The following is a 24,618-nucleotide window of genomic DNA, read 5'->3' on the forward strand; positions in this document are numbered from 1 at the left end:
TCTACCCTCTGTGTCGCGATTACCGGGTCAGGTCAAAGGCAACGCCAAGGCAAGCCGCCAGGAAATCAGCCGCGACGACACTGTATCCCTGGCGCTAAATTCTTGGCCTGGCGCTTGTGCTCTGGCACAGTTGGGACATGCGCCAGATGTTGATTCCCTTTGCCGTCTTGCCCGTCTTTTTGGCCGAGCTGGCCGTACTGCCCCTGCCGTCCCAGGCGGCTGAGCCCATGAGCGCGGCAGAATTTGATCGCTACACACAGGGCAAGACGCTGTTCTACGGCCTGGATGGCAGCCCCTACGGGGCTGAACGCTACCTGCCCAACCATCGGGTGATCTGGTCCTTTCTCGATGGCCGCTGCCAAGAGGGCATCTGGTACCAGGAGGCAGACCAGATCTGTTTCGTCTATCAGAATCTGGGCCCGCCCCAATGCTGGAGCTTTACTCTGACGCCCGATGGGCTGAATGCGCGGTTCCAGAACGATCCGCAGGCAACCCATCTGTATGAGGCAAACGAGGTCGACCAGGAAATGATCTGCCTCGGCCCAGAGGTTGGGGTCTAGCTCACGCCGTGCTGATCCGCCCGCCGGGCCGTTAAATCAAACTCGCCATCGGCAAATTCAATACGCAGCCCACTGGCGGCGGCGGCCTCTTTGCGGCTGGTGACAATAGCATCTTCACTGCGCACCACCGCATAGCCCCGCGCCAGCGTTCCCTTATAGCTAAGGATATCCAGCTGACGTCCGGCAGATTTCAGCTGTTGCCGGTTGCGATCCAGCCGCAATGTCTGGGCGGTTTCCAGGGCAGTTGCCAACCGGGCCAATTGCACTTTCTGGCGCGCAGCCTCCTGGGTAATGGGGCGCAGGCTCAACCGCGTGGATAGATTGCGCAGCCGTTCGCGACGGGATTCGATGAGATGGCGCAGGGTTGCCGGGCGCAGCGCCGCAGACGCCCGGCTAAGCGCAACATGGCGATTCTGCACCCCGGAAATCAGAGCGCGCGGCAGCCGGTCAGAGACATGATCCAGGCGCTGGCGCGGCGTATCCAACAGGCTCTCGGGGCGGGGCATGGCACGGGACAGGTCGCTCAGCCGCTGGCGGCGCTGCTGCACCGCCTGATTTGAGGCCCGCAACAGCCGCGCGCCCTGATCCTCAACCCAGGCCATCAGTTCCATTCGCACCGGCACCGCCAGTTCAGCCGCTGCCGTCGGTGTTGGCGCCCGGCGGTCAGAGACAAAATCTATCAGCGTGGTATCGGTTTCATGGCCCACTGCCGAAATCAGCGGGATCTGCGAGGCCGCAGCAGCGCGGGCCACGACCTCTTCGTTAAAGCCCCAGAGATCCTCGATGGAACCACCACCGCGGGCGACAATGATCAGATCTGGGCGCGGCAAGGCCCCCCCCGGTGTCATCTGGTTGAAGCCCTCGATGGCGCGTGCCACTTCTGACGCGCAGTTGCTGCCCTGAACCGCAACTGGCCAGACCAGAACCTTGCGCGGGAACCGCTCGCGCAGGCGGTGCAGAATATCGCGGATCACGGCGCCTGACGGCGAGGTCACAACACCAATGATATGCGGCAGATAGGGCAGCGATTTCTTGCGTTCCGGCGCAAACAGACCCTCTGATTCGAGCTGCTTCTTGCGCTTTTCCAGCAAGGCCATCAGGGCCCCCTGCCCCGCGACGGCCACCTCATCCACATTCATGTTGTATTTCGACTGCGCCCCAAATGCGGTCAGCCGCCCGGTGACCACCACCTCCAGTCCCTCTTCCGGCACCACGGCGAGGCTGGAAATCTGGCCCTTCCAGGTGGTGCAGGCCAAGACCGAGCGATCATCCTTGATGTCGTAATACAAATGGCCTGAGCGCGCCTTGAACACCCGGCCCACCTCGCCGCGCACCCGGATGCGGCCAAAGGTCCCCTCTAGCGTGCGCTTCACCTCGCCCGAGATTTCGGAAACGCTGAATTCCGGCGCGTTCTGGCCAGGTTGGGGGTCGTCAAATAGGTCGGACACGCGGGGGGCACTCCTGCGGCAAAGTTTGCGTTCTGAACCCGCAGAACCTGCGGGTTCTTGTTTTGCGGGCTCGCGCAGCATAGAACCCGCCGCAAGCAAGACAAGCCCCGGCGCGCGGCTTCGGGGTTCATGGGCGCAACTGATCACGGTCTCTGCCACAGCAGCGCCGGGTCAGCAGATCGGAGACGACGCAATGAATATTCTTATCCTCGGCAGCGGCGGGCGTGAACATGCCCTGGCCTGGGCTGTGATGCAAAACCCAAAATGCGACAAGCTGATCGTCGCGCCGGGTAACGCCGGAATTGCCCAGATCGCGGAATGCGCCAACCTCGACATCATGGATGGGGCCGTAGTCACCAATTTTGTCGAAGCAAATGCCATCGGCTTTGTCATCATCGGCCCCGAAGCCCCCTTGGCAGCCGGGGTCGCTGATCGGCTGCGCGATGCGGGTGTTCTGGTCTTTGGCCCCTCCGAGGCGGCGGCGCGACTGGAGGCCTCCAAGAGTTTCACCAAAGAGGTCTGCGATGCGGCCCAGGCCCCGACCGCAGGCTATGGGCATTTCACCGATGCCGAGGCTGCCAAGGCGCATATCCGTAAACATGGCGCGCCGACAGTGGTCAAGGCCGATGGGCTGGCCGCCGGCAAGGGCGTGATCATCGCCATGACCGAGGCCGAAGCCGAGGCCGCCATTGACGATATGTTTGGCGGTGCCTTTGGTGGCGCCGGCGCCGAGGTGGTGATCGAAGAATTCATGGAGGGGGAAGAGGCCTCCTTGTTCGTGCTGGTTGATGGCGAAGAGGTTCTGTCCATTGGTTCCGCCCAGGATCATAAACGCGTCGGTGAAGGCGACACCGGCCCCAATACCGGCGGCATGGGGGCCTATTCGCCCGCGCCAGTGCTGAGCGCTGAAATCGAAGCCCGCGCCATGGAACAGATTGTCAAACCGACAATGAAAGTGATGGCAGAGCGTGGCACGCCCTACCAAGGCGTGCTTTATGCCGGGCTGATGATCAAGGACGGTCAGCCCCGGTTGGTGGAATATAACGTGCGCTTTGGCGATCCTGAATGCCAGGTTCTGATGATGCGCCTGGGTGCACAGGCGCTGGATCTGATGCAGGCCGCCGCCGAGTCACGCCTGGCCGAGGCCCAGATAAACTGGGCCGACGATCACGCAATTACCGTGGTCATGGCCGCCAACGGCTATCCCGGCGCCTATGAAAAGGGTAGCCCGATCAAAGGTCTGGATGCCCTGCCCGAGGATAGTGCCAATATGGTCTTTCACGCAGGCACCGCGCAAAAAGACGGCGCAATCATTGCAACCGGTGGGCGGGTTTTGAATGTGACGGCCCGGGGTGACACCCTGCAAGAAGCCCGTGATCGCGCCTATGCCATGGTGGATCAGATCGACTGGCCGCAGGGCTTTTGCCGCCGCGACATCGGCTGGCGCGCGCTGGACTAGCGCCCGGCGACCTCGCAAGCTGAATGATACGGGCTGAATGATATCTGGACCTGCCTCGGGTGAGCTGTCGCCAATTGCCTACCTCTTGCAGGGCACAACAAGGCGGGGCGTATCACAGGGGGGGGCGACACGCGCGCCGTCCCCTTCGGGCGGTGCCTATCCCCTCCGGGTGGCAATTCAGCGCGGCTGGTCAAATCTGTTTGAACCCGCGTCCTTAGCGGCTACAATCGCCATAAGCTCCTGGAGGGACGATGGAACAATACCCCTGCTCTGATACGCTCGACCCCCTTTTTGCAAACCGGGATCTGGCGAAACTTGCCTTCGACTTTGCCCCTGTTGGCCTTGTGGTCACCGAAAACCGGGTGGTGCGGGAATGCAATCAGCGCTTTTGCGAAATGTTCGGCTATCCGCGTGAGGATCTGCTGGATCAGCTCTTTGCCTTCCTCTACCCATCCGAGGAAGAATTCCAGAACCTGCGCACCCGTGGCGATAAAAACCTGAGCGCAGGCAATCCCTACTGGGACGAACGGGTCATGCGACGCAGGTCCGGCGAATTGTTCTGGGTTCGGGTGCGCGGCCATAGCTTCACCCCCAACACCCCATTGGGGCGCGCCGTCTGGAGCTTTGTCGATCTATCCGGATCCCGCCCCTATCTGCCACTGACCCGCCGCGAAAGAGAGGTCTATTCCCTGCTTGGCGAAGGCCAGACCAGCAAGGAAATTGCCCGTTCTCTCAATCTCAGCTACCGCACCGTAGAGGTCCATCGCGCAAGGCTGCTGAAGAAAATGGGGGTGAACAACACCGCCAGCCTGTTTTCTTCGCTGGGGGATATTGGCGGCGATCACGTAGTCGCGCAGCGATAGCCATTTGTCCCCGGATCGTCCTGTTTGGGCAGGCTGCGGTCGGGGCGCTTCGGCATCATGTGATCTTTGTCATAGCCCCCGCGAAGTGGCGCAAACAGGGCAGAAAAAAGGGGGGAAGCTCCCGCGCGCTCTGGCATTCAAAGAATGCCGCACCCTTGGGCCGAGCGCCGCGCCAAGGCGCGGCGCGGTGGTTGCTATCGCGACCCAAACGTCAGACCCACGGGTTGGTGGAACGCAGGCGGATCAATTTCAGGCCGATCGACTAAAGCCTAGCCAATCACAGGCGATCCAGCGCCTTCTCCAGGCTGGGTGGTGGCCCGGCAAACGGGCGGTCGATATAGGCAATCCCAGCCCCTCGCCGCCATCAAGATCCGTCGCCCCTATCCTGGGCAGCCAGCGAAAGCGGAGGCGATGGCAGGCGTGGCGGCTGGGATTGCCCGGATGATCATAAATCGCCCGCCCCGCGCCCGGTTGGACATCGCTTTCGACCACGCTGATCGCCATCAAGATCGACCAGACCCGGGGCAAGATCTTCAAACTCCCGCGTTCAGGGCAAGGTCACGCCTGCTATGCCAGTCCGCGCGTCGGCAGCCGACCTTCGCCTTACGTCACCCCTATTGCGCCAATGAACAAAACGGCGGTTCTATTCGATCCCCCCAAGCGCGCCATGCTGTTAGTGAAGGGTCGGATCAGAACACAGGTCTGCGGCACCCTCAGCCGCCAGCGGCTCTACACCAGCAACACCTGCCGCAAGCGCCAGAACATGCAGCGCGCGGCGCATAAGACGGGGCCAAGGGCGAAGCGGCAGACGCCGCGCCCTGGCCCCAAAGCGCATCAGATCTGCTTTTCAGGCATCTGCACGACCAGCCCATCCAGGGCATCGCTGACCTTGACCTGGCAGGTCAAGCGCGAGCGGACAGGGTCCGGCTCGAAGGCAAAATCCAGCATGTCTTCTTCCATGTCATCCTTCGCCGGGAGCTTCTCAACCCAATCGGGATGGATGTAGACATGGCAGGTGGAACAGGCGCAGGCGCCGCCACAGTCTGCTTCAATACCTGGAATGTTGTTGTCACGAGCCCCTTCCATCACGGTCAGGCCATTGGCCACATCCACGACATGTTTGGTGCCATTGTGTTCGACATAAGTGATCTTTGCCATCGTCGGTTCTTCCCCTTCTCGGTTCTTAGCTGATTATGTAGCCAAGGCCCCGCCCCGGCACCAGCCCAATTTGCGACAACCGAAGGCCTCTGCCGATCCGCGCCGCCACTGTTCCATATTTGTTGCATGCCGGTTCGTCACACGAACCAGATCCCGCCACGATCCCGCCTTTGCGCCCTTTGCAGATCTGGTTTAGTCTCGCCCAAAGGGCGCGACAAAAGCACCCCAAGGGATCGAGCACCAAGCCATGAGCAGACCTAACAACTTCCTTGTTGCGGCCCTGTCGCTGACCGCGCTGCTTGGCCTGGCGGCCTGTATCCCTGCCGATCCGTCAGCCCCGCCGCCGACCGCAACAGATGCCCCGCCCGTCGCCCCTCCAGGCGCGCCCCCCGGCACCTGCTGGCACCGCAACACCAGCCCCGCCGTGATCGAGACCGTCACCGATCAAGTCATGGTTACACCCGAACAACTGGATGCCACAGGCCAGATCACCCGCCCTGCCGTGTTTCGCACTGTAACCCGGCAAGAAATCGTTCAGCCGCGGCGTGACACCTGGGTCGAAACCCCCTGCCCGGCAGAGTTGACCCCAGGTTTTATCGCCTCGGTTCAACGGGCCCTTGCCGTACGGGGCTATTATCGCGGTGCCCCCACCGGGCGGATGGATCGCGCCACCAGGATTGGCCTGCGCCGTTACCAGAAAGAGGCAGGGCTGGATAGCAGCACGCTTTCACTTGCGACAGCACGGCAGTTGGGACTGGTGGCGATCGCCCGGTAGAACAGACGCGCCGCCGCTGACACCGCCAGCCGTGTCACCTGCCCGCCACATAAGCCCCCGCGCCAAAGGGCGGCCAGCGCAAACGCCAGAGTTTCACAAACCGCCGCGCTCTGCTAGAAGCCAGCAGCAACAGGTGGCGACGCCAGTTCCGTCCCCGCCCGGCCCCTATGCGCCAGCTCTTCCAGCCAGCCTGGGCACGTAACGCAATACTGACGGAGACCCGATCCCATGCGAAACGACCGCTTGCCAGAAACCGGCTTTTTGTCTGCCGCCTCGGCCCCCCTGCGCCAAATGCTGGAAAGCCAGGCGAGCGAGCTGCGTCTGTCCAATGGCGAGGTCCTGTTCGAACAGGGCGACACGGGGGATGCCTTTTATGCCATCATCGAAGGCTCGCTGGAATTTTCCACCCTCTCGGCGGCAGGGCGCAAGCTCTCGCTTGATCTGATGCGCCCCGGGGCAGTATTTGGCGAAATCGTGCTGTTTGATCCCGGCCTGCGCACTGCAACCGTCACCGCTGCCGAACCCAGCAGGCTGCTGCGCCTGCGCAATCGCGATATTCTGGCCCAGATCCAACAGCAGCCCGAACTTGCCGGGGACCTGCTGCGCCTTGCCGGGCAGCGCATGCGCTGGATGAATATGCAATTGAACGAACAGGTGTTTTTGCCAATGCCCGTGCGTCTTGCGCGCAAACTGCTGTATCTGGCGCCGGACAATGGCAATGGCCGTCTGGCCCTGTCTCAGGCCGAACTGGCAGAATATGTTGGCGCCACCCGCGAAGCCGTGTCAAAGACCCTGTCGAATTGGAAACGCAGCCAATTGATTGAAATCAGTCGTGGCGGTCTGCAGATTCTGGACCGCAGCGCTCTGGCGCTCTTGGCTGAACCGGAATCAATCTAACCCCGGACCAGCCGCCGCTCACAACCGAACCTTGAAAACCAGGTTTCAGAACGTGGGCCTAGGCTGGACTGTCTGATACTATCGATTATTTATGCGCCCGGCGCCATTCCGATGGAGAGGCGGTTTCGGCCTGCCAGATCCCTAAGCTTGCCGCCTGTGCCCGGGCTGCTTCGGCCTGGTAGTAGCCCTGTGTTTCATCTGCCCAGGCCAGCCCTTCAGAGACCAGTTGGGCGCCGATGTCTGCGCCATCCGCCTTGCAGGATGCCACGTAGTATCCATAGTTGTCCTGATCGTTGCTAAAGCATTCAACCCGGTCAGCCGCGCGCAGGATATCACGCATACGGTCCTCTGCCTGCGCGGCACATTCCCAGAGCATGCCCTGGGCAGTGTTGCACCGCTGCGCAATTTCGGGCGCATCAATGCCCGCCAAGCGGATGCGCAAATTCCCCAAAGCCAGGAAATCACCCTCTACGATGCGAAAGGCACCGCCGGGCACCGACAGCAGCGGATCCATGACAGCGGCCAACTGCTGAATACCGCTAAGCTGTAAAAACACCTTCGCCGAGGCGGAATCTCCCAACGGCAGATCAGAGGCGGCAGCAGTGTTTGCAGCCAGAGCAAATACAACGCTTACAAAGGTTCTTTTCATCATCAGGTGGCCACTCTTGTTGTGGGTTAGGTCATCGTCCAACCTGACTTGCACCCAAAGAGGCCAAGAATCCGTTAACTCTTGCCAGTTCACGGCAAGAGAGTACTGCATTTCTTGCCAGAAGGAGGGTGAATAAAATTCAAAACCCGCCCCGGCTGTGAACCAGATCACAGAGCGCCCTGCCCGATCCTGCCATAGTCACTGCAAGACAGACATTATCATTCCATCCCGATGACTGCCTGTTCCAACAAGAGCCATATGCCCGCCAGCATATGGCTCTTTCCCTTTTTACCCCTGTGGGTTCGATCTTCCGGCCCAAAGCCACCGCTGAATAGAAAAAGGCCGGGATCTCCCCCGGCCTTTCCTGATAGTGCGCGGCCCTGGCGCGCAGGGCTTGGCAATCTTACTGCAGGTTCAGCGCGACAAAGCGCGGCTCGCCGTTGCGGCGCACCAAGAGCAAGAGAGACTTGCGACCAGCCTCTTCCGCCTCAGAGATACGGGCCTCCAGCGCGCTGATCGATGCCACCTTTTGCTGGCCTGCCTCGGTGATCACATCACCTCCGCGCAGGCCCTTTTCCCAGGCTTCAGAGGCTTCGTTCACTGAAAGAACAATCAGCCCATCGGTATCCGCCGAAAGGTTCAGTTCGTTGCGCATCTTGTCGGTCAGCACCCCAATCGATAGGCCGAGCAGCTCTTTCTCGGTGACATCTGGGTCAGACCCATCATCATCCGAACCGCCAGACTGGCGCTCTGCATCTTCACGGCGGCCAAGGGTCACCTTCAGGGTTTCGGTCTTGCCCTCCCGGTAGACCACCACACGAACCGTTTTGCCCACTTCGGTGTTGCCAACCGTGCGCACCAGGCTGCGGGTATCTGCCACTTCGGCGCCATCAAAGCTGAGGATCACATCCCCGGCCAGCAGGCCTGCCTCTTTCGAGGGACCCTCTGGAACATCGGTGATCAGTGCACCCTTGGCAGTGTCCAGCCCCATGGCTTCGGCCACGTCGGTGTCGACATCCTGGATCCGCACGCCCAACCAGCCGCGACGGGTTTCCCCGAATTCTTTCAGCTGCACCACAACCTTGCTGACGACATTAGAGGCCATCGAAAAGCCAATCCCGATAGACCCCCCATTGGGAGAAAGGATTGCGGTATTCACACCGACCACATCGCCATCCATATTGAACAACGGCCCGCCCGAATTCCCCCGGTTAATCGCCGCATCGGTCTGGATGTAGTCATCATAGGACCCAGACAATTCGCGATTGCGCGCAGAAACGATCCCGGCCGAAAGCGAAAACCCCTGCCCCAGCGGATTGCCCATCGCCACCACCCAGTCACCGACGCGGGCCGTGTCACTGTCGCCAAAGGTGACAAATTTCAAGGGAGACGGTGCCTCTACCTTGAGCAGGGCAATATCGGTGTTTGGATCGGTACCGATCACCTTGGCAGGTAACAGCTTTCTGGGTTGGCCATCACCAGGGAAGAACTCGATCTCGATTTCATCAGCGTCTGCGATCACGTGGTTATTGGTAACAATATAGCCATCTTCAGAGATCACAAACCCCGACCCCAACGCCGAAGAGCGTTGCGGGCGGTTGCCATTGTCGCCGCCGTTACGGTCCTGGAACTCGCGGAAGAAATCTTCAAAAGGTGATCCCTCTGGCACGATGCCCTGGGGGCCAGTCCGCCCTTCGATCACCGTTGTTGTGGTGATGTTCACCACCGCCGGGCTGACCTTGTCGGCCAGGGGGGCCAGGCTTTCGGGCCGGGCCTGTGCGGTGAGCACCTGCATCAGGACCATCACCAGGCTGACGCCAGCCAGCCACAGCATCCGCCACAGTGTGGCCTGTCCGTTTTGTTCTTTTGAAACTGCAATCGCCTGAGGCTGCACGAAGCTACTCCTTGTCATCACCATTCCTGTTTTTGCCATCATCTTGCCCTTTCCCACAGAACCGGGCTTGCAAACTCTGTCAGAGCATTTGCCACTGGCCTAACGCCCGCCCGCCTTGCTATGCAAACCATCCTTCTTGGGGGGTACAGAGATCCTATAGTACTACGCTCTCAATGTAGGGGGAGTTTTTACAATCGCAACACCCGGTCGGGCCGTTCAAGTCGTTGTGAAATGCCGCATAGTCAAACGCCGCTCCTGAAAATACTGGTAAAACACGGCCGGCCAGTTTCACAGTGATGAAATCAAGCAGGCAACATCCCGCTTGAAACGCCAAACCGTCCAACGCCCCAGCCCTGTTACCCCTTCAAATTGTCCCCTCTCTGGCAGTCTTAGCATCCTTTTTGCCGATATCAGGCGTCGAAAACAAAGAAGGAAAAGAATGCATTAACAGTAGAACCTTTGATCACGCGCCTTCGTTCATCGCCAAGGCGCAAAGCAAAAGGGGCCAACCCGAAGGTCAGCCCCTTGATGATCTCCACCTCTTCAGGTCAGAGATCTAGTTAGATGTGGCGGTGCCGCGCGAAGATTTCAGATAATTGAAAAATTCAGAATCCGGCGACAGCACGAGGGAAGAGTTCCCCCCTTTCAGCGCGCCCTCATAGGCATTCAGGCTACGGTAGAATTCAAAGAATTCCGGGTCGCGGCCATAGGCTTCGGCAAAGATCGCGTTGCGTTCCGCATCGGCTTCACCGCGGATCACCTCGGCTTCGCGCTCTGCATCGGAAACCAGCTCAACCTCGGTCCGGTCTGCCAGGGCACGCACACGTTGCGCCGCCTCGTCACCACGGGCGATTTCGTCGGCGGCTTCGCGTTCCCGTTCCGCCCGCATCCGCGCAAAGGTGGCTTCCAGGTTGGCCTGCGGCAGATCGGTACGTTTCAGGCGCACGTCAATGACCTCCAGCCCAAAGCCTTCGGCTTCGGTGATGGCACCATTGCGGATCCGCAGCATCAGGGCCGCCCGGTCCGATGACAGAATGTCATTGGAGCTGACAGAGCCCAGGACCTCGCGGGTTTGGGCCCGCATGATCTTGTCCAGACGGGTTTCAGCACCGCTGACCCCGACTGCGCCAACCGCTTCGCGGAATTGTTTTACATCAACAATCCGGTAGCGGGCAAAGGCATCCACCACCAGACGCCGGTCATCCAGTGGGGTGACTTCCAGCGGGCCAACCTCAATGCTGAGGATCCGGTCATCATAGGTGACAACCTCGTCGATCAGCGGCACCTTGAAGGCAAGACCGGGAACTTCTTGTACGGCAACCACACGACCAAAGCGCAGCACCAGGGCTTTTTCACGCTCGTCCACGATAAAGATCGAAGACAGCACCCCCACCACGGCCAACACCAGAATGGGGAGAAGGAAAGTTGTCTTATTCATCATTTATCTCCCGTGCGGCGCAATTCATTGAGCGGCAGATAGGGCACGATCCCCTGGCCACCTTCGCCGGTGGGCTGGTCAAGAATGATCTTGTCCACATCGCCAAGGACCCGCTCCATGGTTTCCAGATAGAGACGCTTGCGCGTGACCTCTGGCGCCTTTTCGTATTCGGTCAGAACCGCAGAGAAACGGCTTGCCTCACCCTGGGCCTCGTTCACCACGCGGGCGCGGTAGCCTTCGGCCTCTTCCAGGGTCTGGGCAGATTGACCACGTGCCGCCGCAAGTTTGCGGTTGGCATAGGCATCCGCCTGTTTTTCAAGCCGGTCACGTTCCTGGCCCGCAGACTGCACTTCGCGGAAGGCATCTTTCACCGGCTCTGGCGGATCGGCTCCGTCAAAGTTGACCCGCACCACATTGACACCACTGTCGTAGCTGTCCAGCGTCGATTGGATCAGCTCTTCCAGACGGGTGGTGATCGCACCACGATCCCGGTTCAGAATCGGTGCCAATTCCGATTGGGCGATGATTTCACGCATCGCAGATTCCGAAACAGCCTGAATGGTCGCCTTTGGATCGCGCAGGTTGAACAGGTACAAGGCCGGATCACTGATGTTCCAGACCACCTGGAAATCAACATCAATGATGTTTTCATCACCAGTCAGCATCAAACCGGCATCGCTGCCGCGTGAACCCGAGCCGATGTTTTCAGTCTGCTCCACCAGCACCGGAATCACCTCATAGGTGACCAGCGGCCAAGGGGCAAAGTTCAGACCCGGCATGCCGGTATCCATATATTCCCCCAGGAACAGCTCGACCGAGCGCTCTTCGGTTTTGACCGAATAGAAGCTGGCCATACCCCAGAGCACCGCACCCGCAATGGCCGCAATGCCGATGGTGCCCTTGGTAAACAGGGGCGCACCGCCCCCACCCTGACCACGACCGCCGCCCTGACCAGCACCACCACGACCGCCCATCAGGACGCGCAGCTGTTCCTGGCCCTTTTTGACCAACTCGTCGATTTCGGGGATCTGCGGGTCTTCGGGGCGCCGACCTCCGCCGCCACCCTTATTCCCACCAGAGTTGTTTCCGCTGCCATTGCCGCTGTTGTTGCCGCCCTGATTGCCTCCGCCACCAGAAGAGCCTCCGCCCCCCCAGGGGCCACCGCTATTGCCCGCCATCTGTCTCCTATCCCTTTTCTGCCGCTGCCTGCGGCATGATCGTCAAATTTATGGTCTTGTCTTGTGATTTCAAGTCGTTCGAGTTGGTTGTTTCAGTGTTACCAATTCTTCCGACATGGTGGGGTGAACCGCAACCGTGCGATCGAAATCTTCCTTGGTTGCCCCCATTTTTACCGCTATCCCGGCCAGCTGGATCATTTCGCCAGCGCCCGGCGCCACGATGTGACAGCCCAAAACCCGTCGGCTTGCCTTGCTGACGATCAGCTTCATCAGAACCTTTTGCGCCCGCCCGGCAAAGCTTTGCTGCATGGGTTTGAAGCTGGCCGAATAAATCTCGACCGGTTCCTGCGCCGCCGCCTCTTCTTCGCTGAGCCCGACCGTGCCCATTTCCGGCTGGGTGAAAATCGCCGTGGGGATCAGATCGTGATCGGGGCTGGTGGGGTTGCCCTTGAACACGGTTTCAACAAAGGCCATGCCTTCGCGAATTGCAACCGGCGTCAGATTGGCCCGATCAGTGACATCGCCGATGGCAAACACCGAGGGCACGCCCGTCTGGCTGTAAGCATCAACAAGGATTTCACCCTTTTTACCACGCGCAACGCCCAGCGCCTCAAGGCCGAGGTTGTCGGCATTGGGATGACGGCCAGTGGCATACATCACCTGGTCAAACAGGTGCTCGTGCCCCTTGGTATCGGTAACGCGGATCTTGTCGCCCTCTTTGACCATCGAAACCACATTGGTTTCCAGCTGCAAATCAACACCGTTCGCGACCATACCCTCGGCTACGACCGCGCGCGCCTCTTCGTCAAAACCGCGCAGGATCTGGGTGCCGCGATAGAATTGGGTGGTTTTCACCCCCAGCCCATTCATGATGCCGGCAAATTCCGAGGCAATATAGCCGCCGCCAACAATCAGGATTTTCTCGGGTAGGGTATCCAGATGGAACATCTCGTTCGAGGTGATCGCCAGCTCGGCTCCGGGGAGGTCTGGCACACTGGGCCAGCCACCAGTCGCTATCAGAATATGCTTGGCAGTCTTTTGGCTGCCGTCGGCCAAGGCCACCGTATGGGCATCTACCAGGGTGGCGCGGGAATCATAACTGGTTACGCCGCTGTTTTTCAGCAGGTTGCGATAGATCCCTTCCAGCCGGTCCAGCTCGGCGTGCAGCTTGCCCTTGAAGGCATCCCAGTTAAAGGCGCCGCCGGTGATATCCCAGCCATAGGCCTGGGCATCGCCCACCATGGCAGAATATTCACTGGCAAAGACCATCAGCTTCTTGGGCACACAGCCGCGAATGACGCAGGTGCCACCATAGCGGTCTTCCTCGGCCAGGGCCACCTTGGCACCTTCCTGTGCGGCCACCCGCGCAGCCCGCACACCGCCAGAACCGCCGCCAATTACAAAAAGATCATAGTCGAAGCTCATTCTAATTTTGCCTTTCAGTCGGAGAGATCGGAAAACAGATTGTCGCTTTCGACAAAATCCAGTTTTTCCCGCTCTACCGTGCCTTCATTGATATCACGCAGTTCCACATTGCCATCGCCGTATCCGATAATGACGGTGTCACAGATATCGATAAACAAGCCATTTTCAACCACTCCGGGGACCTGGTTCAACACCAGGGCCAACTGGCGGGCATTGCCAATCCGGTTCAGGTGCAGATCCAGAATATAGTTGCCTTCATCGGTGACAAAGGCCTGATCCCCGTGCATCCGCAGACTGGCGGAACGACCGAGAACATCCATGGAAACAAGGGTTTCCTCGATCAGGGCATGGCTGGTCTGCCAGCCAAAGGGCACGACCTCTACCGGCAGGGCAAAGGCACCAAGGTTTTCCACCTCTTTGCCCGCATCCGCGATCACCACCATTTGATCAGAGGCGGCGGCAACAATCTTTTCCTGCAACAGGGCCCCGCCGCCGCCTTTGATCAGGTTCAGATCCCGGTCAAATTCATCGGCGCCATCAATCGTCAGGTCCAGCCATTTTGCCTCATCCAGCGAGGTGACAGCGATGCCGACCTCGCGCGCCAGGTCAGCCGTGCGGGTCGAGGTTGGCACTGCGGTGATCTGCAGCCCCTCTTCGCGCACCATCTCGCCAAGGCAGCGCACCAGCCAGGCGGCAGTGGATCCGGTTCCCAAACCAACCCGCATGCCCGGCTCGACCAAGCCTGCCGCGCGTTTGGCGGCGACAAATTTGGCCCGGTCAATGGGGGACAGTTCTCCGGTCATGGTGCTGGCTCCGTGATTGGCGTTTGCTTGCTTATAAGCAAAGCACCCGACAAGCGCGAGCGGCAATTGAAACGCCCGTCCCATGCCCCCCGGGAGCCTGCCCCGATACCGCACCGGCCGCAGCCAGTTGGTTCACTGTCGCAAAAAGGCGGGTTTCCGATTGGAAACGCCGGAAACGGGCGCTATTTTCCGCAGCACGCTCCGTACAACGGCCCTATGATGCACAGCTACCGCCTTCACTATGCCCCTGACAATGCCTCTCTGGTGATCCGCTTGGTGCTGGAAGAGCTTGGCCAACCCTATGAGACCTGCCTGGTAGACCGCCGCGCGCGGGCACAACACAGTAGCGCCTATCGCAGTCTTAATCCCAACGGGTTGATTCCCGTCTTGGAAACGCCGCAGGGGGCGATCTTTGAAACCGCCGCCATTCTGCTCTGGCTGGCCGATCGCCACCAGCAGCTGGCACCATTGCCCGACGACCCAGAGCGGGCCGCCTTCTTGAAATGGCTGTTTTTCGCCTCCAACACGCTGCATGCGGATCTACGGATTTCGTTCTATCCCGACATCTACATTGGTCCCGACCCAGGCGATCAGGCGGTGTTGCGCCGTCGCATGCAGTCTCGGCTGGCGGTGCATCTGGGACATTTGGACACCCTTGCCAGCCATGCGCCATCCTGGCTGGGGGCTGAACAACCCTCGGTGCTGGACTATTATATTGCTGCAATGATGCGCTGGATGGCGCTTTATCCTGCCAAGAATGATCTGAGCTGGTACCAGCTTGACCACTACCCGCATCTGCACCGTATGCTGGCAGGGCTGGAAAACCGTCCAGCCACCCATGCCGCCCAAACCGCCGAGGGCCTGGGACCTGCGCCCTTTACCCAGCCCCAACCTGCAATTCCCCCAGAAGGATCAGCCACCTGATGTTCCTCTCCGTTTTTGACATGTTCAAAGTGGGCATTGGCCCCTCCTCCTCGCATACCATGGGCCCGATGGTCGCCGCCGCGCGGTTCCTTGACATGATGCGCGCCTCGCCCTTCGAGTTTCACGGGCTGCGCGCCTCGCTGCATGGCTCTCTTGCCTTTACCGGGGTGGGCCATGCCACCGACCGCGCCACCATTCTGGGCCTGGGCGGCTTTGTGCCCGACACCTATGATGACGAAAAGGCAGAGGCCTTTCTGGCGGAGCTGGCCAAGACCCACCAAATGCAGCCCGAAGGGCTGCCTGCGCTGCATTTTGATCCCAAGGCCGATCTGGTCTTTGACTATGACCACGCCCTTGAAGGCCATGCCAATGGCATGATCCTGATGGCGACTGATGCCCAGGGCGATGTCATCCTGCGGCAGGTGTTTTATTCCATCGGCGGCGGCTTTGTCGTCACCGAAGAAGAACTGGCCCAGGGCAAGGACACCGACGAGGGCGCCCCGGTTCCCTTCCCGTTCAAGTCCGCCAATGAGATGCTGGCCATGGCCAAATCCAGCGGCAAGAGCATTGCCCAGATGAAGCGGGCCAATGAGGTGGCCCGTGGTTGCCCGGAAAGCCTGTCCAAGGGCACTGCAAGGATCTGGCAGGTGATGAACGACTGCATCAATCGCGGGCTAGAACGCGAAGGCATCCTGCCCGGCGGTCTGTTTGTGCGCCGCCGCGCCAAGGCCATCCATGACAGTCTGCTGGCGGAACGCGGCATGAACCAAAGCCCGCCCCATACCATCAACGACTGGATGAGCGTCTACGCCATGGCGGTGAACGAGGAAAACGCGGCCGGCGGTCAGGTTGTCACCGCGCCCACCAACGGCGCGGCCGGCACCCTGCCCGCGGTGATCCGCTACTACCTCGATCATGTGCCCGGTGCGTCAGAATCGCATGTAGAGGATTTCCTGCTGACCGCTGCCGCCATTGCCGGGCTGGTCAAATTCAACGCCTCCATCTCCGGTGCCGAAGCCGGGTGCCAGGCCGAAGTCGGCTCTGCTGCGGCGATGTCGGCCGCGGGTCTCTGTGCGGTTATGGGCGGCACGCCTGAACAGGTGGAAAACGCCGCCGAAATCGCGTTGGAGCACCACCTTGGCATGACCTGCGATCCGGTCAAGGGCCTGGTGCAGGTGCCCTGTATCGAACGCAACGGGCTGGCAGCGATCAAGGCGGTCTCGGCTGCCTCGCTGGCACTGCGCGGCGACGGTCAGCATTTTGTGCCGTTGGATGCCTGTATCGAAACCATGCGCCAGACCGGGGCAGACATGCACGAAAAGTACAAAGAGACCTCGCTTGGCGGCCTGGCGGTGAATGTGCCAAATTGCTGATGGGGGTGTAGCACCGGCTCAAAGGCAACCTTAGCTTGCACCTTTCTACGGCCGCGCCTAGCGTGGCGCCATGACACAAGACACCACCCAAGATCGCCCCCTGCTCGGCATCGCCCTGATGCTGGGCTTTTGCCTGCTTATCCCGCTTGGCGATGCAATTGCCAAACTGCTGTCCCATCGGGTGCCGGTGGGGCAGATCGTCTTTGTGCGCTTTGCCGCCCAGGCGCTGATCCTGCTGCCGCTGTCACTGTTGCTGCGGCAATCGCTGCGCATCCCCGGCGCGGTGCTGCCGCAGGTGCTGCTGCGGACCCTATTGCAGATGGCAGGCATCACCGCCATGTTCAACGCTCTGCGCTATCTACCGCTGGCCGATGCGGTGGCAATTGCCTTTGTCATGCCCTTTATCATGTTGCTGTTGGGTAAATATGTGCTGGGCGAAGAGGTCGGCTATCGCCGTCTGGCCGCCTGTGTGGTTGGCTTTATCGGTACGCTCTTGGTGATCCAGCCCAGCTTTGCGGTGGTTGGGGCAAATGCGCTGTGGCCGCTTGCCGTGGCCGTTATCTTTGCCTTGTTCATGCTGGTCACCCGCCGCATCGCCAAGGATACCGCCCCGATCCCGCTCCAGGCGATGTCCGGTGTGATTGCAGCAGGGCTGATGCTGCCGCTGTTCTGGCTGGGCCAGGGCTGGAACATCGCCAGCCTAAGCCCCAGCCTGCCCGACCGGGACAGCTGGACCCTGCTGGCGCTGGCCGGCGGGTTTGGCACCGCCGCGCATCTGATGATGACCTGGAGCCTGCGCTACGCGCCCGCCGCAACCCTCGCCTCTATGCAGTATCTGGAAATTCCCATCGCCACCCTGGTCGGCTGGCTGATCTTCAACGAGCTGCCCAACAGCCTGGCCAGCGTCGGGATTGGGCTGACCGTCGCGGCGGGGCTTTATGCAATCCTGCGCGAACACCACAGCCTCCGGCAGCAGGCCGCGCAACAGGCGCAGCAAGAGGCAATGCTGGCCGCCGCGCCAGACACCAGCCTGCCTGCTGCACCGCTGACCACCACAGAAGAGCCTACCCCTGCGGAGCAGCCAATAGAGCCTGCATGACCGCCGCAAGATGGTGCCGTGGCACCAGCGCCAGAAGCCCAGGCTGATCCACCCGGATTTCCACCGGACCAAGGGCGCGGTTAGAGGTGCCAATCTGCCCACCCGGCTGCATTGTCAGCCCGTCCAGCTTCCACTCCAACCCGGTTGAACGCGCCTGCACCCGGCGCAGCGGAAACACGGAAACCGTCTCTCCGGCCAAGAGCGGCAGGGCAATGCACGGCGGAAGGTGAAAGATCACCTCCTGCGCGCCAAGCACAATACAGGGTGGCCCCTGGTTCTGCACCAGCGCATTCAGTACCGCCAGTTGATGATCTACCCGCCCGCCCAGAAAGCCCACCGCCAGAACCAGCGGTGCATGGATAGCCCGCAGCGCCTTTTCAAAATCGGTGCTGTCTTGCTCGACCTCATGGAACCGGCGCTGCGGCGGGATCTGCACAAGAATATCCTGTGCAATCGAATCAAAATCTCCGATTATTGCGCTTGGCAGATGCCCCCGCGCCAAGGCGTGGGCCGCGCCACCATCCGCCGCCACCAGACAAGAGGCCAGCGAAAGCGCCAGATCAAGGTCTGCCTCGCCCAACTCGCCGCCACCAATCAAGGTCACAGGGGTATTTTGTTCTACAATCAGCTTATTCATGCCGAGATTACTGGCAGAATTGGAAACCAGCCACAATCTAAACACAAAATGATACGATGAATTGCACGGATTTGAGCATAATTTGACGAGCTAGCCCATATAGTAAATTGCAATTACTTTGGCGAGGACGCACGAACCGATGGTACAAAACAACAAAGTTCTCACGGTTTCCTACGGAACCTTTTCTTGCACGCTTGAAGGCTTTGAAGATTCCTTTGACACCATGAAGGCCATCGCCGAGTACTTTCGTGATCTCGCCTCGGATGACCGGTATTTTGGTGCCGAACCGCCGCAGCCCGATGCGGATATGCTGGCCCGGATTGCCCAGCGCGAAGTTGCCCGCCAGGTTGAAGCCCGCACCAGCAGCACAGGTATCCACCTGCGGACCTCTGCTCCGGTGCCCAGCGCCCCCTTGGTCGCACAAGCTGCACAGGCACCAGAGCCAGCGGCCACAACGCCGCGACAGCCACCAGTACAAGAGGTGACCCAGCCCGCCGAGGCAGAGGAACTTGATCTCAGCAGTGTTGATCTGTTTGAAGCAGATGCCAATCCTGCGGAGGATACGCCAGAGGCCGTGGCACAACAGGATATGGCAAAAACCGCACCAGAGGCCGCAGCCGCAGAGGCAGAAGAGCCCGCAGCCGAAGTACCAGTCGAACCCCAGGCACAACCAGATCCTGAGGCTGAGATGCAGGTCGCGTCCCAAGCAGAGAAAGTGGCAGGGAAAATGGCGGAGCAACAGCCCGTCCCCGAGCCAGAAACAGCCCCTGCGGCCTCGGTTGATATGGCCACCATTGCCGCCATCTCGGCCGCCGTATCCGCCGAGCCCACAGAGACCGCCGCAACAGCGCCTGCTGAAGACCTTGCTGAAGACATGGGCAACGACAAAGCCACTGCAAGCGACACCGCAGATGCGCCGGCGCCCGCTGCTGACAGCATTGCCGCCAAGCTGCAGCGTATTCGCGCTGTCGTGGCCAAATCGCCCGATAGCCAGCCAGCCGATGACGAGTTCTCTGAAGACGAGCACGCCGAAACCTTTATCGACTCCGTCCACGCAGACCTCGCACAGGCCGACGACACAGAGGGCGCGGATCTTACCTCTGAAGAGGGAGAGGACGAGGCAGAAGGCGATGAAATTTCCCGCATTCTGGATCGGCTTGACCTCGCCGGAAGCCTTGCAGCCGCTGCACCTGCCGACCACACCGCCGAACTTGAAGCCGAGCCCGTGTCGGAAGCTGAGCCTGAAGCCGAAGCGAAACCCGTGCCGCAGGAAAAGCGCGCCGAAACACAGCGGGACGACACACTGCCAGAGGCCCAGAACGAAAGCCCCCGCAGCCCCAAACGCGGGATTCGTCTCAACCTGCCTCAGCAGCAACAACCAGAACAGACAGAAGCCGAAGCAACTGAAATGGGGCAGCCAGAGCCAGCCGCCCCTGACAGCCCCGCACCCCAGGCCGAGGTCGCCGCAGCGGCTATCCCGTCCCCAGCGCCGACCACAGATGCCAGCAAGCCGCAGCGGCGGGCGCGCATCGTCAAGGTGAAGCGCGCAGATCTAGAAAGCGCCATGGCCGCAGGCGACCTGGAAGAGATCACAGAGGAAGACGACGCAGACGATCTGACCATGAGCGCTGAAAGCGCCGAGAGCCAGATCACCAGCTCGCTGGACCCGGAAGAAGAAGCCGACCTGATGCGAGAGCTGGCAGAGGTCGAAGCCGATCTTCTGGCCAGCAGCAAAACCAGCGCCGAAACCGCGCCCCCGCAGCCCCGCAAGCCCTCCGCGCAAGAGGAACCGGCCGAGCAGGCGGAAGGCACAGAGACACGCCCCGACAAGACCCCGTCACCGGACAGCGATGTCTCTCGCCTGATGGCCGCCGCCGAAAGCAAGTTGGGCGATCCCGACAATGCAACCTCGCGCGAGACCTATAGCCATCTGCGCGCCGCTGTTGCCGCTGCCGAGGCTGATCGCTCAGCCGGTGACAACAGCGCCCAGGCGGATGAGGCCGAACCCTACCGCGCCGACCTGGCCAATGTGGTACGCCCCCGCCGCCCCGAAACCAACGCGGCCAAAACGCCGCGCGCCCGCAGCAAAGGCAGCCGTCCGGCCCCGTTGAAACTGGTTGCCGAACAGCGCATCGACCCGGCTGCCAAAGGCCCGGTTGATCCCGTGCGCCCCCGCCGGATTTCGGCCCCCAAGGAAGAACCACTTCCGGCGCAGGCTGCTGCCTTTGGCAGCTTTGCCGACTATGTGCAGGAACGCGGTGCAGCCGAACTGCACGAGATGCTGGAGGCCGCCGCCGCTTATCTCAGCTTTGTGGAAGGGCGCGATTACTTCTCGCGGCCCCAATTGATGAACAAGGTGCGCAGCGTCGGCCATGCCGATTTCAACCGTGAAAACGGGCTGCGCTTCTTTGGCCAGATGCTGCGCGAGGGTAAAATTCAACGCGGTGCCACCAACGGTCAATTCTCGGTCACAGACGATATCGGGTTCCGCCCTGCCAAGCGTGCCGCAGGCTAAGACCCAGACGGCAGCGCCGGTTGCGAAACCCAACCGCCACATGGCAAGAAGGCCCGACCAGAGTTTCCTCTGGTCGGGCCTTTCTCTTTGCGGCTTTGGCGCATTTTGCCTGGGGTAGACCCGGTTCAACGGGCCAGATGCCACAGGTCACTGACCTGCCTACTGGTCCGTCTCTTCAGGGTCTTCCTTGCCAACACCGCGAAAGACAAACTTGAACGGCAGGACCCAAAGCACCCCCAGCACCGCGTAGATAAGCAGTTCCAACAGGATCGGTGGGCGCTCGAACAGGCTGACAACATTGACGGCCACAATGATATAGAGCGGCATGCCAATCAACAGGATCACCAGCGCCCAACGGCGGCGCGCCTTGTAGCTGAGACCGGGTTTATCCGCCATCAGTCCGCAAAGGGGTCGGTCACCAGAATGGTGTCGTCCCGCTCCGGGCTGGTGGAGAGCAGCGCCACAGGGCATTCGATCAGCTCTTCGACGCGTTTCACATATTTGATCGCATTGGCGGGCAGTTCATTCCAACTGCGCGCGCCCTCGGTCGACTCGGACCAGCCCGGCATTTCCTCATAGATCGGGGTGCAGCGGGCCTGTTGATCGGCGGCAGTGGGCAGATAATCGAGCCGGGTCCCGTCCAGATCATAGCCCACGCAGATCTTCAGGGTTTCAAACCCGTCCAGCACGTCCAGCTTGGTCAGGGAGATCCCGGTGATACCCGAGGTGGCGCAGGTCTGGCGCACCAGGCAGGCATCAAACCAGCCACAGCGGCGCTGACGGCCCGTGGTGGTGCCAAATTCATGGCCACGTGTCCCCAGACGCTCACCATCGGCGTCAGGCTTGCCATTGGCATCCAGCAGTTCGGTCGGGAACGGGCCTTCACCTACGCGGGTGGTATAGGCTTTGACGATCCCAAGCACATAATCAATCGAGCCTGGACCGATGCCCACACCGGTGGCGGCCTGACCTGCGATCACATTTGACGAGGTGACAAAGGGATAGGTGCCAAAATCAATGTCCAGCAACGCGCCCTGGGCGCCTTCAAACAGAATCCGTTTGCCGGCTTTGCGCTTTTCATTCAGCACTTTCCACACAGGGGCGGCAAATTTCAGAATCGCAGGCGCAACCTCGCGCAGCTGGGCAATCAGCGCATCGCGGTCAACCGGCTCAAAGCCCAGACCTTTGCGCAGCGGATCATGGTGCTGCAAGGCGCGATCAACGCGGGCTTCCAAGGTGGCGTCATCGGCCAGATCGGCAACCCGGATGGCGCGACGGCCAACCTTGTCTTCATAGGCGGGGCCAATGCCGCGACCGGTGGTGCCGATCTTGGTGCCCTTGGAGGCCGCCTCTTCGCGGGCGCGGTCCAGCTCCCCGTGGATGGGCAGAATCAGTGGGGTATTTTCCGCAATCATCAGCGTTTCAGGGCTGATCTCGACGCCCTGCGCCTGCACGGTTTCGATTTCTTTCAGCAGGTGCCATGGGTCCAGCACCACACCATTGCCGATCACGCTCAGCTTGCCGCCGCGCACAACACCCGAGGGCAGCGCGTGCAGCTTGTAAACCTTGCTGTCGATCACCAGCGTATGGCCGGCGTTATGGCCGCCCTGGAAACGCGCGATCACATCTGCACGTTCGCTGAGCCAATCAACGATCTTGCCTTTTCCTTCATCACCCCATTGGGCGCCGACTACCACGACATTGGCCATCTCAGGTCCTTTGTATGCTGGTTTAAATGTATGCTGGTGGAAACCAGAGCCCCGTATAGCGATGCCGCGCCCGCGTGGAAACCACTAAAACGCCGCAGGCTAAATAGTAATGGCGCGCAGGCTGCGGCTCAGCGCGCCAACCGCACCGGATCGCCGTGCGGAGTATTCAGATAGGCCTCTTCCCAGTCACGGCGCACCAGCGCCACCTCTTGCGGGCTGGCACTGCCCTGGGCGGCCAGAATCGCCTCAAGGGTTTGCAGCCAGGCATTGAAGTAATCCGCGCCACCATCCAATTCGCGCGACAGGCCATTGCGGCGCAGCGTTGCCGAAAACGCCTCGACCCAATCGGCCCAGCTGAACCGCCCGGCTTCGTTCAGGGAAACAGTCAGCGCAAAAACCTGAGCATGCCAGGGTTCCAGAAAGGCGGGTTCCGGGGCGCTATGGCTGATACAGTCACTCATGTCCCGGCTGCCTCTGGATCAGGTTGCAGATAGCTTTGCCATAGATCCAGCACGACATCGTCATTGGGGTGTTCCGGATGCGCCCAGAGTTCACCGGCCTTGAAAGCGACCGCATAAAGCGGTTCTGGCATCTCTCCCAATCCATGGGCGTTGCTGTCAGGCAGCACATGCGCCCCATGCTGCAACAAAATTTCGCCGCAGGCCCCAGCCGCATAGTCGGGCAGACGGGTGTGGCCGCCATCCACCAGCGCGCTGCCACCGGGGTGGCGGGTCTTTACCCGGTCGCCGGGGCGATAGGCGGCGGCAATATCACTGTCGCGATTGGCGGGGCCGCCCTTGGCCAGAACTGCGGAAACGGCTTCCGCCTTGAGCGCCCTGGACGCCAGCACATGCGGCCCCGCATCCCCCTGCCCGCGCAGGTCTTCGCGGGTCAGGACGCCGTTTTCAACCAGCAGATCCGCCAACGCCGAGATCCATTTCTCGTAATAGGAAAACCGGGTGTAATCCTTGGGGGACAGCCGCTCGCGGGCGTGGCGTGACACATCAATGTTCCACTTGCCCAAAGAACCACAGGCCAGGGTCACCGCCAGGGCGCGGGCGTGCCAGTCATGTTCAAAGACAGGCGCATCCGCCGGATCAGGCACCACGGGGCCATCGCCGATTCGCCCGCCCATGTCGTGCAACCGGCTCATGCTGGTGCCTCGCCGTTGCTTTGGGGCGCCCCGACCAACGCCGTGCCGATCATGGAATCACGCGACACCAACGCCGCAAGCGCGGCCTCGTCCAAACCCGCTGTGCCTTGTGGGCGCATGGGCAGAACCAGATAGCGCACCTCTGCCGTCGAATCCCAAACCCGCACTGCAGTATCGGCAGGCAGTGTCACGCCAAAATCGGCCAGAACCCTGCGGGGTTCACGCACGGCGCGGGCGCGGTACGCATCAGATTTATACCAGCCGGGTGGAATTCCAAGCAGCGGCCATGGGTAACAGCTGCACAGGGTACAGACGACCATGTTGTGCTGGGCGGGGGTGTTTTCCACCACCACCATATGCTCCCCCTGACGGCCATAATAGCCCAGCTCGGCCAAGACCGGATCGGCATCGGCCAGCAGCGCCGCCTTGAAAGCCGGATCACTCCAGGCCCTGGCAACGACGCGGGCGCCGTTTTGCGGCCCGATCTTGTTTTGATAGGTATCAATGATTTCATCCAACGCAGCCGGTTCAATCAGCCCCTTGCGTGTCAGAATCGTTTCAAGCGCCTTGACCCGCAAGGCAGGGTCAGACGGTAAAAGAGCGTGCGGGTGGTCAGAATGATCATGTGGCATAGGCCGAGAATGCCCCAGCCTTGCCGCCC

General features: G+C 60.9%; 23 protein-coding genes. 9 read left to right on the forward strand and 14 right to left on the reverse strand.

What is annotated here, in order from left to right; all coding sequences use genetic code 11:
• The first annotated feature begins 137 nt into the window (after positions 1 to 137).
• A complete protein-coding gene (locus ACN0VH_RS12840; protein WP_417700811.1) occupies positions 138 to 560 on the forward strand; it encodes a hypothetical protein in 423 nt (140 codons plus the stop codon).
• Here ACN0VH_RS12840 and xseA read toward each other — a convergent pair.
• The gene (gene xseA, locus ACN0VH_RS12845; RefSeq protein ID WP_417700812.1) at positions 557 to 2,008 is read right to left on the reverse strand and encodes an exodeoxyribonuclease VII large subunit; all 1,452 of its coding nucleotides are present in this window, start codon (positions 2,006 to 2,008) and stop codon (positions 557 to 559) included. The two genes, ACN0VH_RS12840 and xseA, sit on opposite strands and share 4 nt — an antisense overlap.
• Before the next feature lie 193 nt (positions 2,009 to 2,201).
• On the opposite strand from xseA, the gene purD reads away from it, so the two are divergent.
• Together purD and ACN0VH_RS12855 are read left to right on the forward strand one after the other, a co-directional pair.
• Entirely contained in the window at positions 2,202 to 3,467 is a 1,266-nt protein-coding gene (purD, locus tag ACN0VH_RS12850; protein WP_417700813.1) for a phosphoribosylamine--glycine ligase, read from the forward strand.
• Between the two features lie 251 nt (positions 3,468 to 3,718).
• A complete protein-coding gene (locus tag ACN0VH_RS12855; protein ID WP_278922944.1) occupies positions 3,719 to 4,330 on the forward strand; it encodes a LuxR C-terminal-related transcriptional regulator in 612 nt (203 codons plus the stop codon).
• Positions 4,331 to 5,164: 834 nt separating this feature from the next.
• On the opposite strand, the gene ACN0VH_RS12860 is transcribed toward ACN0VH_RS12855, so the two are convergent.
• Positions 5,165 to 5,488, reverse strand: a complete 324-nt coding sequence (locus tag ACN0VH_RS12860; RefSeq protein ID WP_278922945.1) for a 2Fe-2S iron-sulfur cluster-binding protein — start codon at positions 5,486 to 5,488, stop codon at positions 5,165 to 5,167.
• Between the two features lie 247 nt (positions 5,489 to 5,735).
• On the opposite strand from ACN0VH_RS12860, the gene ACN0VH_RS12865 reads away from it, so the two are divergent.
• Positions 5,736 to 6,263, forward strand: coding sequence for a peptidoglycan-binding domain-containing protein (locus ACN0VH_RS12865; RefSeq protein ID WP_417700814.1), 528 nt, complete (start codon positions 5,736 to 5,738; stop codon positions 6,261 to 6,263).
• 228 nt (positions 6,264 to 6,491) lie between these two features.
• Complete coding sequence (locus ACN0VH_RS12870) at positions 6,492 to 7,160, forward strand: Crp/Fnr family transcriptional regulator (protein ID WP_278922947.1); 669 nt, start codon at positions 6,492 to 6,494, stop codon at positions 7,158 to 7,160.
• A gap of 85 nt (positions 7,161 to 7,245) precedes the next feature.
• Here ACN0VH_RS12870 and ACN0VH_RS12875 read toward each other — a convergent pair whose 3' ends face one another.
• From ACN0VH_RS12875 to rpiA, 6 genes are all read right to left on the reverse strand, one after another.
• Positions 7,246 to 7,812 carry a thermonuclease family protein gene (locus ACN0VH_RS12875; RefSeq protein WP_278922948.1) on the reverse strand — a complete coding sequence of 189 codons (567 nt, stop codon included), beginning with the start codon at positions 7,810 to 7,812 and terminating at the stop codon, positions 7,246 to 7,248.
• A 400-nt stretch (positions 7,813 to 8,212) separates the two neighbouring features.
• The gene (locus tag ACN0VH_RS12880; RefSeq protein WP_417700922.1) at positions 8,213 to 9,742 is read right to left on the reverse strand and encodes a Do family serine endopeptidase; all 1,530 of its coding nucleotides are present in this window, start codon (positions 9,740 to 9,742) and stop codon (positions 8,213 to 8,215) included.
• Between the two features lie 517 nt (positions 9,743 to 10,259).
• Positions 10,260 to 11,141, reverse strand: a complete 882-nt coding sequence (gene hflC / locus ACN0VH_RS12885) for a protease modulator HflC (RefSeq protein WP_417700815.1) — start codon at positions 11,139 to 11,141, stop codon at positions 10,260 to 10,262.
• Positions 11,141 to 12,319 (reverse strand): FtsH protease activity modulator HflK, encoded by a 1,179-nt coding sequence (gene hflK, locus ACN0VH_RS12890; RefSeq protein WP_278922951.1) that lies wholly within the window; start codon positions 12,317 to 12,319, stop codon positions 11,141 to 11,143. Before hflK ends, hflC begins: the two co-directional genes overlap by 1 nt.
• A gap of 69 nt (positions 12,320 to 12,388) precedes the next feature.
• Positions 12,389 to 13,744, reverse strand: coding sequence for a glutathione-disulfide reductase (gene gor / locus ACN0VH_RS12895; protein WP_417700816.1), 1,356 nt, complete (start codon positions 13,742 to 13,744; stop codon positions 12,389 to 12,391).
• 14 nt (positions 13,745 to 13,758) lie between these two features.
• Complete coding sequence (gene rpiA, locus ACN0VH_RS12900) at positions 13,759 to 14,547, reverse strand: ribose-5-phosphate isomerase RpiA (protein WP_278922953.1); 789 nt, start codon at positions 14,545 to 14,547, stop codon at positions 13,759 to 13,761.
• A gap of 216 nt (positions 14,548 to 14,763) precedes the next feature.
• On the opposite strand from rpiA, the gene ACN0VH_RS12905 reads away from it, so the two are divergent.
• The 3 genes from ACN0VH_RS12905 to ACN0VH_RS12915 all read left to right on the forward strand — a co-directional run bounded on the left by ACN0VH_RS12905 (position 14,764) and on the right by ACN0VH_RS12915 (position 17,943).
• Positions 14,764 to 15,471, forward strand: coding sequence for a glutathione S-transferase family protein (locus ACN0VH_RS12905; protein WP_278922954.1), 708 nt, complete (start codon positions 14,764 to 14,766; stop codon positions 15,469 to 15,471).
• Positions 15,471 to 16,844 carry an L-serine ammonia-lyase gene (locus ACN0VH_RS12910; protein WP_417700817.1) on the forward strand — a complete coding sequence of 458 codons (1,374 nt, stop codon included), beginning with the start codon at positions 15,471 to 15,473 and terminating at the stop codon, positions 16,842 to 16,844. The genes ACN0VH_RS12905 and ACN0VH_RS12910 overlap by 1 nt, the downstream gene beginning before the upstream one ends.
• Positions 16,845 to 16,914: 70 nt before the next feature.
• Positions 16,915 to 17,943 (forward strand): DMT family transporter, encoded by a 1,029-nt coding sequence (locus ACN0VH_RS12915; protein ID WP_417700818.1) that lies wholly within the window; start codon positions 16,915 to 16,917, stop codon positions 17,941 to 17,943.
• Here the strand turns inward: ACN0VH_RS12915 and ACN0VH_RS12920 are convergent.
• The gene (locus tag ACN0VH_RS12920) at positions 17,909 to 18,580 is read right to left on the reverse strand and encodes a thiamine diphosphokinase (protein ID WP_417700819.1); all 672 of its coding nucleotides are present in this window, start codon (positions 18,578 to 18,580) and stop codon (positions 17,909 to 17,911) included. The two genes, ACN0VH_RS12915 and ACN0VH_RS12920, sit on opposite strands and share 35 nt — an antisense overlap.
• A 139-nt stretch (positions 18,581 to 18,719) precedes the next feature.
• On the opposite strand from ACN0VH_RS12920, the gene ACN0VH_RS12925 reads away from it, so the two are divergent.
• On the forward strand, positions 18,720 to 21,095 hold the full coding sequence (locus tag ACN0VH_RS12925) for a chemotaxis protein CheA (RefSeq protein ID WP_417700820.1): 2,376 nt from the start codon (positions 18,720 to 18,722) through the stop codon (positions 21,093 to 21,095).
• 159 nt (positions 21,096 to 21,254) lie between these two features.
• On the opposite strand, the gene ACN0VH_RS12930 is transcribed toward ACN0VH_RS12925, so the two are convergent.
• From ACN0VH_RS12930 to nthA, 5 genes are all read right to left on the reverse strand, one after another.
• Positions 21,255 to 21,491, reverse strand: a complete 237-nt coding sequence (locus ACN0VH_RS12930; RefSeq protein WP_417700821.1) for a DUF2842 domain-containing protein — start codon at positions 21,489 to 21,491, stop codon at positions 21,255 to 21,257.
• Positions 21,491 to 22,804 (reverse strand): adenylosuccinate synthase, encoded by a 1,314-nt coding sequence (locus ACN0VH_RS12935; protein WP_278922960.1) that lies wholly within the window; start codon positions 22,802 to 22,804, stop codon positions 21,491 to 21,493. Before ACN0VH_RS12935 ends, ACN0VH_RS12930 begins: the two co-directional genes overlap by 1 nt.
• A 128-nt stretch (positions 22,805 to 22,932) precedes the next feature.
• Positions 22,933 to 23,265, reverse strand: a complete 333-nt coding sequence (locus ACN0VH_RS12940; RefSeq protein WP_278922961.1) for a nitrile hydratase accessory protein — start codon at positions 23,263 to 23,265, stop codon at positions 22,933 to 22,935.
• Positions 23,262 to 23,957 carry a nitrile hydratase subunit beta gene (gene nthB / locus ACN0VH_RS12945; RefSeq protein WP_278922962.1) on the reverse strand — a complete coding sequence of 232 codons (696 nt, stop codon included), beginning with the start codon at positions 23,955 to 23,957 and terminating at the stop codon, positions 23,262 to 23,264. The genes ACN0VH_RS12940 and nthB overlap by 4 nt, the downstream gene beginning before the upstream one ends.
• The gene (nthA, locus tag ACN0VH_RS12950) at positions 23,954 to 24,589 is read right to left on the reverse strand and encodes a nitrile hydratase subunit alpha (protein WP_417700822.1); all 636 of its coding nucleotides are present in this window, start codon (positions 24,587 to 24,589) and stop codon (positions 23,954 to 23,956) included. Before nthA ends, nthB begins: the two co-directional genes overlap by 4 nt.
• Between the last annotated feature and the right edge of the window lie 29 nt (positions 24,590 to 24,618).

This window comes from Pseudophaeobacter sp. (assembly GCF_048267565.1).
In the GTDB taxonomy this organism is placed as follows: domain Bacteria; phylum Pseudomonadota; class Alphaproteobacteria; order Rhodobacterales; family Rhodobacteraceae; genus Pseudophaeobacter; species Pseudophaeobacter profundi.